At 69.8% G+C, this 10,754-nt stretch carries 7 protein-coding genes and 1 pseudogene; 5 read left to right on the forward strand and 3 right to left on the reverse strand.

The features are described 5' to 3' along the window. Together ACTIMF_RS03765 and eccCa are read right to left on the reverse strand one after the other, a co-directional pair. A pseudogene (locus ACTIMF_RS03765) lies at positions 1-693 on the reverse strand (hypothetical protein); the annotation flags it as partial. Continuing rightward, positions 690-4,589, reverse strand: a complete 3,900-nt coding sequence (gene eccCa, locus ACTIMF_RS03770; protein WP_442348939.1) for a type VII secretion protein EccCa — start codon at positions 4,587-4,589, stop codon at positions 690-692. The gene eccCa and the pseudogene ACTIMF_RS03765, both read right to left, overlap by 4 nt. Positions 4,590-4,727: 138 nt before the next feature. On the opposite strand from eccCa, the gene eccD reads away from it, so the two are divergent. Together eccD and mycP are read left to right on the forward strand one after the other, a co-directional pair. Beyond that, entirely contained in the window at positions 4,728-6,200 is a 1,473-nt protein-coding gene (gene eccD, locus ACTIMF_RS03775) for a type VII secretion integral membrane protein EccD (RefSeq protein WP_442348940.1), read from the forward strand. A 1-nt stretch (position 6,201) separates the two neighbouring features. Beyond that, positions 6,202-7,512, forward strand: coding sequence for a type VII secretion-associated serine protease mycosin (mycP, locus tag ACTIMF_RS03780; protein WP_442348941.1), 1,311 nt, complete (start codon positions 6,202-6,204; stop codon positions 7,510-7,512). On the opposite strand, the gene ACTIMF_RS03785 is transcribed toward mycP, so the two are convergent. Beyond that, positions 7,442-8,431, reverse strand: coding sequence for a 4-hydroxy-3-methylbut-2-enyl diphosphate reductase (locus tag ACTIMF_RS03785; RefSeq protein ID WP_442348942.1), 990 nt, complete (start codon positions 8,429-8,431; stop codon positions 7,442-7,444). The two genes, mycP and ACTIMF_RS03785, sit on opposite strands and share 71 nt — an antisense overlap. Between ACTIMF_RS03785 and ACTIMF_RS03790 the strand changes: the two genes are divergently transcribed. From ACTIMF_RS03790 to ACTIMF_RS03800, 3 genes are read left to right on the forward strand one after another with little or no spacing between them, the layout of a single operon-like run. Further along, positions 8,430-9,167: a lipid droplet-associated protein gene (locus ACTIMF_RS03790; protein ID WP_442348943.1), complete on the forward strand. Its 738-nt coding sequence runs from the start codon at positions 8,430-8,432 to the stop codon at positions 9,165-9,167. The two genes, ACTIMF_RS03785 and ACTIMF_RS03790, sit on opposite strands and share 2 nt — an antisense overlap. Further along, complete coding sequence (xseA, locus tag ACTIMF_RS03795) at positions 9,164-10,414, forward strand: exodeoxyribonuclease VII large subunit (protein WP_442348944.1); 1,251 nt, start codon at positions 9,164-9,166, stop codon at positions 10,412-10,414. Before ACTIMF_RS03790 ends, xseA begins: the two co-directional genes overlap by 4 nt. Next, positions 10,411-10,638 carry an exodeoxyribonuclease VII small subunit gene (locus ACTIMF_RS03800; RefSeq protein ID WP_442348945.1) on the forward strand — a complete coding sequence of 76 codons (228 nt, stop codon included), beginning with the start codon at positions 10,411-10,413 and terminating at the stop codon, positions 10,636-10,638. The genes xseA and ACTIMF_RS03800 overlap by 4 nt, the downstream gene beginning before the upstream one ends. Positions 10,639-10,754: the final 116 nt, after the last annotated feature.

Here is a 10,754-nt window from a genome sequence, read left to right on the forward strand (position 1 = left end):
GACAACGATCGGCCTCTTAGGCCGCGGCAACGGTTCCGGCGGACGCGGAACCGCGGACGCGAGAAGCGCTCGAGCCGACACCGGCAGGCCGCCGTGACGTGCGACGAGCTCCCGGGCGGCACGGACCGCACCGCCCGGCGGAGCGGCGATCGTCCGCATCGCCTCGTCGATCGACGACGACTCCGGCCCGTCGACCACGGCGACGTCGGCGGCCGCGACCACCTCCGCCCAGGCCGGGTCGTCCGGCACATCGGCTGGCAGGGTCACAGCGACCCGCGTGATCGCCCAATCCCCGTCCTGTCCGTCGGCCCGGTCCTGACCGTCCATGCCGTCCAGCTCGGTTCTGTCGCGTTCGGCCCCGTCTCGCCTTTCGACCAAGTGCGCCATCCAGTGACCGCCGGTGGACGGTGCCACCGCTGTCTCGATCACCGCGCAGCGTCGTACGGTCGCGTCGGCGTGGCTGCGTGCGAGCGCCACCGCGCGCGGCACCGGGATCGCGTCGACACCGACCGCGGCCAACCGCCGACGGAACTCGGAGATCCGGCGGGTACCCCACGTCGACGGGTGCGTGACCTGCCCAGACCATGCTGGCAGCGCCAACGGGATGTCGAGTCCTGGTTCGTCGATGTGCTCGAACAGGGCGTCGACACCGTGGTGCGCCTGTCCGTACTCGAGGTCGAGGACGCCGCTCACTGCGCCGTCCCGTCGTCCGGCGCGACCACCTGGACGGCCTCGGCGCGACGGCTGCGCGAGACGTACTCGCCACGACCTGCTCCAAGTCGCTGCATCCGGTGTCGCCCGACGACGTATCCCTCGTCGGGGTCGCCCGCCATGAGGAAGACGTCGCACGACAGGTCGCGCATGCGAGCGATGAACGGGTCGAACAGCGCGCGCCCGATTCCGCCGGAGCGTCGCGCGAGGATCACGCGGAGGCCGATGTCGCGGGCATGTCCGAGGAGGTCGGCGATCGGAGCGAGTGGGTTGCCGGTCGGGCCCACGACGAGGTCGTAATCGTCGATCACGAGATACACGTCGGGTCCGGCCCACCAGGAGCGGTCGGCGAGTTCGTCGGCGCCGACGTCGTCGGCGGGCAGCCGGGCCGAGAGGAATTCGGCGAGTTGCGCCATCATCGGCGCCGCGGTTCGGGCCGACGTGGCATATCCGGCGAGATGCTCGCCGGTGACGGCCCCGAGCAGGGTGCGCCGGTAGTCGACGAGCACGATCTTCACCTCGGTCGCCGGACCCGATGCCGTGAGGCCTTCGACGAGGACGCGCAGCGTGTTGGTCTTGCCCGACTCGGCGTCGCCGAACACGAGAAGGTTGGCCTCACGACCGAAGTCGACGACGAACGGCGCGAGATCGGACTCCCCGAGCCCGATCGCGACCTGCCCGGGACCAGACGGCCGATCGTGGTCGGCGAAATCGTCCACCGAGAGTCGGGTCGTGAGCGTGCGGACGGCGGGCGCCCGCTGATCCGGGTGGCGCGCGACGACGGTGTCGACGAGCGCCGACGTCGATCCGCCGACAGTCGGTGCCGCGACCAGCAGGTGCAGTCCGTCGGCGGTGATGCCGCGGCCCGGTCGGTCGGCGGGAACCCGCGCGGCGGCGCGGCGGTCCATTTCGGAGTCGAGCGCGTCGCCGAGCTTCAATTCGATCCGCGTGCCGAGCAGATCTTTCACACCCGGACGAATGTCGGCCCAGCGTCCGGCCGCCACGACGACGTGGATCCCGTAGGCGAGGCCGCGCGTGACGAGGTCGGTCACCTGATCCTCGAGTTCCTCGAACTCGTTACGCAGGACACCGAAACCATCGATCACCAGGAACACGTCTTTGCTCCCGGCGTCCTCCGCGATCTCGGCCTCCCGCGCAGTGAGAACGCCGACGACTTCGGCGACAGTGCGCCGGACCGCGTCCGGACGGTTGCGCGGCGCGACGCCGCCGACGTGCGGGAGTTCGGCGATCGCCGCGAGCGCGCCACCGCCGAAGTCCAGGCAGTACACGCTCACCTGCGTGGGGTCGTGGCCGAGCGCGAGACTCGCGATCAACGTGCACAACGCCGTCGACTTTCCCGACCGGGGTCCGCCGACGATCGCCGCGTTGCCTGCCGCCCCGGACAGGTCGACGGTCAGCGGGTCGCGGCGCTGGTCGTATGGCCGGTCGACCAGCCCGAGCACGGTGCGCAGCCCGCCCGGTGTCCGACCGGTCTCGATGAGAACGGCGTCGAGGCCGATCGAATCGGCCAACGGCGGCAGCCACACCTGGTGCGGCGGAGCCCCGTGCCCGTCGATGCGGGCTACGAGGGTCTGCAGAACGGTCGGAGCCATCGCGTCGAGCGGCTGTTCGTCCGGATCGTCGTCGGCCGGTAGGTCGACGACGGTTTCGGCGTTCCAGACGCGCACCACCCCGGTCTGTCCGGGCGTGCCGTCTTTGGCGCTGTCCGCGGGCGGCGTGTACGGCCCCGACACGTACGACGTGCGGAACCGGACCGGCGTCGACGAGTCGCATTTGAGGTACGCAGCTCCCGGCTCGCTCGGCAGGTGGTAGGCGTCTGGGACACCGAGAACGGTGCGGGACTCGTTGGCGGAGAACGTCTTCAGCCCGATCCGGTACGACAGGTGGCTATCGAGTCCACGGAGCCGGCCCTCCTCCAAACGCTGCGACGCGAGCAGGAGATGAATGTGCAGCGACCGTCCGAGTCGGCCGATCGCGACGAACAGTTCGGCGAAGTCGGGTTTCTGTGCGAGCAGTTCGGAGAACTCGTCGACCACGACGACCAACGCGGGCAGCGGCGCCAGGTCGGCACCGGCGGTGCGCGCCCGCTCGTAGTCGGTGACGTTCGCGAAGTTGCCTGCCGCACGCAGCAACTCCTGCCGTCGCTGCAGTTCGCCCGACAGTGCGTCGGCCATCCGGTCGACCATCTCCAACTCGTGTTCGAGGTTGGTGATGACCGCGGCGACATGGTTCGACTCGAGGCCGAGGAATGTCGCGCCGCCCTTGAAATCGACCAGGACAAGGTTGAGCTCGTCGGGCGAATGAGTTGCGATCAGGCCGAGAACCAGAGTGCGCAACAGTTCGCTCTTACCCGATCCGGTGGCGCCGACGCAGAGTCCGTGCGGCCCCATCCCGCCGTGGGCACTCTCCTTCAGATCGAGATCGACAGGCGTCCCGTCTGCGGTGTATCCGATCGGGACGCGCAACCGTTCCGCGCCGCGGCGTCCCCGCCACGCGCGGGCCGGGTCGAACTCGCCCGCATCGCGAACACCGAGCAGGCCGGGCAGCCCCGGATCGGGCGCGGTGAGCGGGATGTCGAGGTCGGCGAGTGCCCCGAAAGAGGCGGGTCGGTAGCGCGCCAGCGCTCGCGCGAGCGCCTCGGCGGTCGCGAGCGCGCACGCATCGGCGACGGCGAACTCCTCGATCCCCGCCGCCGTCCGCGCCGACAGTCTCTCGCCGTCGACGATCAACGACAGTCCGCGCCGGGTGGCCAGCGAATCGGCACTCGCCCCGAGCTCCAAGACTGTCACGCCGTCGAGGCCTGCGCCGATCGCCAACTCCTCCTCGCCGGTCACCACGCCGTCGCCGACGATCACGAGCAGGTGCCGTAGCGCAGGCGACGGATCGGTCCGGGAGAACCGCCCGCGGTCGGCCAGGTGCTCGGCGAGGTCGGCTTCGAGAGCTGCCAGCGTCCGATAGATCATCCGCGTCGGCCCCAGCCCGTCCACGTGGTCCGGATGTCCGACGTGGGGCAGCCACTTGAGCCAATCCCACTGCGGTGCAACAGGATCAGCGACCACGGCGGCGACCCCGACATGGTCGGGTCCGTGCTGGACGACGAGCCTGCACACCATGGCGCGCATCAGCGCGTGCACATCGCGGTGGGCCCCGGAGACGCCGACCGCCGGGAAGCCGCGCAGCGAGACGGCCGTCGCCAGACCGGGGACCGCCGACCGCGCCTGCACGAATCTGCGCAGTGCGACCGCCGAGACGGGCTCGACGGATTCGGCAGGCGCAGTCTCCGGTGGGGTCAACTCGCCCGCCAGTCGGTGCGCGCCGAGTCCGACTCGGACGTCACCGAAGTCGTCGTCGGACGGGCGACGCTCCCACATCCGGTCGGTCCCGATCAGCGACGCAATGGCCAGCGGGTCGGGGTGATCGCGCTCAGCGTCGGCGCGCTGGACGGCGGCCGACTCGTCAGCGATGTCGCGCAACGAGGACAGATGCCTGAGATAGTCTTTGCGGTCCTCGTTGACCTCGGCCGCTCGGGCGGGACCTCCTCGACCACCGGAGGCCACCATGCCGACCATCGACATCACCATCATCAGTGGAAACATCAGGAACAGCGGGTTTGCGAATGCCGCGCGACCGCCGGTCATCGCCATCATCGCGATCATGCCGACGACAGCTACGACCATCACCGCAGGTAGCAGACGTAGGAGCATGTTCTGCGGAACGGCGCGCGCCAGTTCTGGCGGTGACTCCAGATGTAGATCGCCCGGCGGCGCAGCGATACGCGCCTGCCGCGGGCGGCGCCGATGTCCGAGCGTCGGCGACCACGTCGTCGTGGGCGCAGCCCCCACGCCCTCAGCAGCCATGCCAGCAGCAGAAATACCGTCAGTGTTCACGATTCCCCCGAATCCCCCACCGCGCGGCGTCGAACGTGATTATCTCGACGCCATCGCCTCACAGCGATGCACTGGTTGTACACCGAACCTCGGGGGAGGGTTTGCGAAATGACCGTTGTGACTGGATCCGTTCGGATCTCGGTGGTCGGGGGACACACACAGGTCGATGTAGCCGCGCCTGCGGATGTTCCACTGGCAGCGCTGATTCCAGACATACGCACGCTGTTGCACATGGACGACGACACCGGGCGGTGCTGGACGTTGGCTCGAATCGGCGGCCGGCCACTGTCGATCACCGCGACTCTGCGGGACGCCGACGTGCACGACGGTGACCTCCTCGTCTTTACCGACGACTCACCGGAGGATCCCGGCGCGATGGTCGACGACGTCGCCGCCGGCGTCGCGGCGTTGGCGCGGGAATCCCGCAGTGAGTGGACGGCCGACTCGGCTCGGTGGGCCGCGTGCGCGTGCGTCCTACTGGCGGCCGTGGTATCGGCGGCGTCGGCGATCCTCGCGGCGGTCGCGGGCGAGGTGCTCGCTCCCCTGCTGTTCACCGCGGTCGCGGCCGCAGTCTGCATCGGCGCAGCGTTGACGGCTCGCAAACTCGGCTCAGATCCTCGCCTGTACGCGACGTTGTCGGTCGCGGCCTGCGTGTTCGGGGCCGCGTCCGGAGTCGCGGCGGGCGGCGACGCGGTGCCTGCTCGGATCGCGCTCGCTGGAGTCGTCGCGGCTGCGCTCGCGGTGATCGGGCACCGCGGGACCGGGAGCGCTGCCGCGGTGCACACCGCGATTGCGACGGTCGGCGTCGGAGCCGGGATCACGGGCGGTCTCGCATCGGTGTGGTCGGTTCCGCCCCTGTCGATCGCGGCGACGTCCACCGCGATCGGCGTTCTCGCGTTACCGCTGGCGGGGCGTCTCGCGATCGCGCTGGCCCGACTCCCGTTGCCGCCGGTACCGGTCGCAGCGCCGTCGACCGCAGATCCGACGGCGCACCGCTCCGTGGTCGACGGTGTGGACGCCCTCGGCCCGGTCCCCGTCGACCCGCTCGGATCCTTGGCCGATCTGGCGCTCGGCGATCTCACGGCGCTGTCCAGGACGACGGCGGCGGCCGCGTCGTACTTGACGGGGCTGCTCGCAGGCGTCGGCGTGTGGATCATGGCCGCTGCGACGGTGACGGCCGCACTCGGCGCGCCGGACGCGGTGGTGCTCGCGTACTGCGCAGGTGCCGCGGCCGCGCTCCTCGTCCGCGGGCGGGTGCACACCGATCGTCTGCAGTCGACGGTCCTGATCCTGGGCGGCGCATGCACCGTGACCGGGGTCGTCGCTGCCCTGGTCGGAGGTGTTGCAGTCGGGGGTGCTGCAGTCGGAGGTGCTGCAGGCCCGTCGACGGCGATCACGGCGATGTGCGTGACCGCTGCTCTCGGCGCGGCGGCGCTGGTCATCGGAACGGTCGCCGCCGGGCACGACTTCTCGCCGTTGCAGGTGCGGGCCGCTGAGATCGCGCAGGTCGGTGTGCTCGTCGTCCTGGTTCCGCTGCTGTTATGGGTGCTCGACGCCTACCGTCTCGTGCGCGAGCTGTGACGTGCGGATCGTTGCTGCGGCGGCCGCCGCACTCCTGCTGCTCTCGTGCTGTCCACCGCCCGCCTCGGCCGTTCCGGCGCCCGTTCCCCTGGGACCGTTGACGCCGACCGAGCAGCATGCGCGCTGCGCCCGCCCGATCGCGGCGCCGACGACGGACGTCCCGCCGGGCCACCGTCTGCTCGACGTCGCCGACGCCCACCAGTTCAGTCGAGGTGACGGCGTCGCCGTCGCGGTCATCGACACCGGAGTCACGCCGAATCGCCGACTGCCCGGCCTCGTGGCGGGCGGCGACTACGTGTCGAGCGGCAACGGTCTGTCCGACTGCGATGTCCACGGCACGCTCGTCGCGGGCATCATCGCGGCGCGAAGCGCTCCCGGCGACAGTTTCGTCGGTGTCGCGCCCGCGGCGCGGATCATCTCCGTCCGGCAGTCGAGCGGAGCATTCCGTGCGAAGAACTCGCGAGGCGACGACGTGACGGTCGGCGTCGGCTACGGACCGCTCGCGACGCTCGCCAAGGCGATTGTGCGGGCCGTCGATCTGGGTGCGGACGTCATCAATATATCCGAAACGGCGTGCCTTCCGGACTCCGGAGATCTGGGCGACGACGCTGTCGGTCAGGCCTTGCAGCACGCGTTGACCAGGGAGGTCGTCGTGGTCGTCGCGGCGGGGAATCTCTCCGACGCGACGAGTTGTCGCGAGCAGAATCCCGATCCGGTCACCGAGTTGGCGACGGTCGCGACACCTGCGCGGTTCGCTCCCCTCGTGATCACCGTCGGTGCCGCGGACGCCGGGGACGGGACAGCGGCGTCGTTCAGTCTGCGTGGGCCGTGGGTGTCGGTCGGCGCACCCGGCACCGACGTCGTCAGCATCGCCCAGACCACGAGCGGTGCGCGACCGGTGTACGCGTTGGCCGGAGCCGAGGGCGCGGTTCCACTGGCCGGTACCAGTTACGCCGCACCGTATGTCGCGGGCGTCGCCGCGCTGGTCCGGTCACGGTTTCCGGAGATGTCGGCGGCGCAGGTGATCGAGCGGATCGTCGCGACGGCCCACGGTGGCGGCCATGACGGTGCCCTCGGCGCCGGCGTAGTCGATCCCGTCGCCGCGCTCACCGCGCATCTGCCGCCGCGGCCCGACCCGGTCGCCGGGCACGCTGTCGCCGCCCCCGCGCAGGCGGATCAGGGCTCCGGCGGCACCGGAAAGATCCTGATCGCCGTGGCGCTGGCCGCTCTCGTTCTCGCCGTCAGTTGGCGCTTCGCGCGGGCCGCAGCTCCCGCGGCAGGGCGAACGTCAACGTCTCCTCGGCGGTCGTGATCGTCTCGACGTCTTCGAAACCGTGTTCGGCGACGAGGTCGATCACGCCGCGCACCAGGATCTCGGGGACCGAGGCGCCCGAGGTGACGCCGATCGTGCTGATGCCGTCGAGCCACGCGAGGTCGATGTCGCGGGCGAAGTCCACGAGGTACGACGCCGACGCGCCGTTCTGCAGGGCCACCTCGACGAGGCGCTGCGAGTTCGAGGAGTTCTGCGAGCCGACCACGATCACCAGATCACACTTCGGGGCCATCGCCTTGACCGCGACCTGACGGTTCTGGGTGGCGTAGCAGATGTCGTCGGACGGCGGATCGTTCAGATTCGGGAACTTCTCGCGAAGCCGCTGGACGGTCTGCATCGTCTCGTCCACCGAGAGAGTGGTCTGCGACAGCCAGACGACGCGCTCGGGGTCGCGGACCTGCACGTTGTCGACGGCGTCCGGGCCGTCGACCAGCTGGATGTGTTCGGGCGCCTCGCCCGCGGTGCCCTCGACTTCCTCGTGGCCTTCGTGGCCGACGAGGACGATGTCGTAGTCGTCACGGGCGAAACGTTTGGCTTCCTGGTGCACCTTGGTGACTAGCGGGCAGGTGGCGTCGATGGTCTGCAGGCTGCGCTCTGCGGCAGTGCGGTGCACTTCCGGGGACACGCCGTGCGCGGAGAAGACGACGATCGCCTCTTCGGGCACCTCGTCGGTCTCGTTGACGAAGATCGCCCCGCGCTCGGTCAGGGTGTCGACGACATGTCGGTTGTGGACGATCTCTTTACGGACGTAGACGGGCGCGCCGTGCTTGTCGAGTGCTCGCTCCACGGCCTCGACGGCGCGATCGACTCCCGCGCAGTAGCCGCGCGGGGAGGCAAGGAGGACTCGCTTCGATTCAGCCATAACACCAATCGTACGGCTGTGAGAAGCTAAGTACATGAATCGTCCTCCGTACCCCGCCCGTGTGGTCGCCGGTCTGCTGGCCACGACCGTCGAGGAGACCCGGAAACTGCCGACGCGAGTCATCACGCTGCCGATGTCAGCGGTCAGCAACGCGCTGCAGGCCGGCATGCGTCTCCAGCAGAACATCGCTGAACTGGCGATCAAGGGCGACGATCTGCTCGCGCCGATCTTCGACAAGGCCGAGGAAGAGCCCGCGTGGGCGACGTTCGACGAGGACGACGACCCCACTCCGGTAAAGGCCGTGGCGGCCGCGACCACCGAGGTCGTCGAACCCGAGACTGTCACGAAAGACACACCGGTCGTGAAGGCCGCACCCGCGGCCAAGGCTGACCCCAAGACGAAACCTGCCCCAGAAAGCGCGCCTGCGGAGTCCAAGACCGCGGCTGCGGACACCGCGGCTGCGGAGACTGATGCGCCCGATCGGGCTCCGGGTCGCTTCGCGCTGTACAGCTCGTCGACCACGGACGTCGCTCCCGGCCCGACTGCTGCCGGACCGGCCACTCCGACGGGGCCGGTCCCGCAGGTCGTCGCCGACCTCGACTACGACGCGCTGACTCTCGCGCAACTGCGCGCCAAGGTCCGCACTCTCGCGCTCGCCGACCTGGAGGTCCTCTCCGAGTACGAGCGGAACAACCGGAACCGGTCACCGTTCGTGACGATGATCGACAACCGCGTCGTCAGCGAACAGAAGAAGGCCGACTCCGGCCAGTGACGTCCGGGTCAGCGGGTCAGACACCGGCGAGTTCGGCGGATGCGCCGTGGCCGGTGCGTACGCTCAGCTTCAAGATCGGCGAGTGGATCCACCGGCTCGGGCAGGTGTGGGTGGAGGGACAGCTCACCCAGATCAATGCCCGACCGGGCACCCGGACAGCGTTCCTCACCCTGCGTGACCCAGCCGCCGACATGTCGATCTCGGTAACCTGCGACCCGAATCTGTTGCGCCGCAGCCCCGTTCCCTTGACAGACGGCACGAGAGTCGTCGTCTGCGGACGACCGAACTTCTATTCGGGACGCGGAACGCTGTCCTTGCGGATCACCGAGATCCGTCCGGTCGGCATCGGCGAGCTCCTGGCGCGGATCGAACGACTGCGCGGGCTGCTAGCCGCCGAAGGCCTGTTCGACGCACGCCGCAAACGGGCGCTCCCTTTCCTCCCGCACACTGTCGGCCTGATCAGTGGGCGCGCGAGCGCCGCCCAACGCGATGTGATCGCCGTCGCCGAACAGCGGTGGACGGCAGTGCGCTTCGAGATCCGCGACACTCCGGTGCAGGGCCCGACTGCGGTGCCCGCCATCATCGCTGCACTCGAAGCGTTGGACGCCGACCCGCGCGTCCAGGTCATCATCATCGCGCGTGGCGGCGGCAGTGTGGAAGACCTCCTGCCGTTCTCGGACGAGACTCTGCTGCGCGCGGTGTCCGCATGCTCGACGCCGGTGGTCAGCGCGATCGGTCACGAGCCGGACAGCCCGTTGCTGGACCTGGTCGCCGACCTACGTGCGGCCACCCCGACCGACGCGGCCAAACGCGTCGTCCCGGACGTGACCGCGGAGCTCGCGGCGATCGCCTCACTGCGAGAACGCAACGCGCAGGCCCTGCGCAACTGGGTCCACCGCGAGCAGCGCGTCCTCGACGGCCTGCTGGCTCGCCCGGTCCTGGCCCGGCCGCTCTCGATGATCGACAGCCGTCAGGAACGGGTCGACGCCGCACTCGTCGACATCCGCCGCAGCGTCCGGCATCTCCTGACCGTCGAAGAACACCGCAACACCCAACTCACGTCGCGGCTCGCGACCCTCGGACCCGCGCAGACATTGGCACGCGGGTACGCCGTCGTACAGCGCACCGACATCGACCGCCCGCACGCGGTGGCCAGCGTCGACGAGCTGCCCGCCGATGCGCCCGTGCGCATCCGGGTCGCCGACGGCTCCGTGTACGCGACCATCCGTGAAGGAGACGACGCATGACCGAATCCGATCCAGCCCCCGTCGACGAACTCGCTTACGAGGACGCCCGTAACGAGCTGTCCGAGGTGGTCACCGCACTGGAACGCGGCGGCCTCGGCCTCGACGAGTCCCTGGCCCTCTGGGAGCGCGGGGAAGCTCTCGCCGCCCGCTGCACCGCCCACCTCGAGGGCGCACGCACCCGGATCGAAGCCGCGCTCAATCCGGACGACGACGAAGAGGACTGACCTCTTCGCTTCTGTTGGTCGATCACATTTCCTGCTGGTCGAGCGGAGTCGAGACATGGATCTCGACTCCGCTCGATCAACGTGAGGGGCGAGTGTCGCTCGAACCGAGGGATCTC

The sequence above is a fragment of the Gordonia sp. (in: high G+C Gram-positive bacteria) genome (assembly GCF_052106715.1).
In the GTDB taxonomy this organism is placed as follows: domain Bacteria; phylum Actinomycetota; class Actinomycetes; order Mycobacteriales; family Mycobacteriaceae; genus Gordonia.

Coding starts and splice junctions, on each gene's coding strand:
- ACTIMF_RS03800 (WP_442348945.1), top strand. CDS start 10,411: ATGACCGAATCCGATCCAGCCCCCGTCGACGAACTCGCTTACGAGGAC.
- eccD (WP_442348940.1), top strand. CDS start 4,728: ATGACCGTTGTGACTGGATCCGTTCGGATCTCGGTGGTCGGGGGACAC.
- ACTIMF_RS03785 (WP_442348942.1), bottom strand. CDS start 8,431: ATGTACTTAGCTTCTCACAGCCGTACGATTGGTGTTATGGCTGAATCG.
- ACTIMF_RS03790 (WP_442348943.1), top strand. CDS start 8,430: ATGAATCGTCCTCCGTACCCCGCCCGTGTGGTCGCCGGTCTGCTGGCC.
- eccCa (WP_442348939.1), bottom strand. CDS start 4,589: ATGGCTGCTGAGGGCGTGGGGGCTGCGCCCACGACGACGTGGTCGCCG.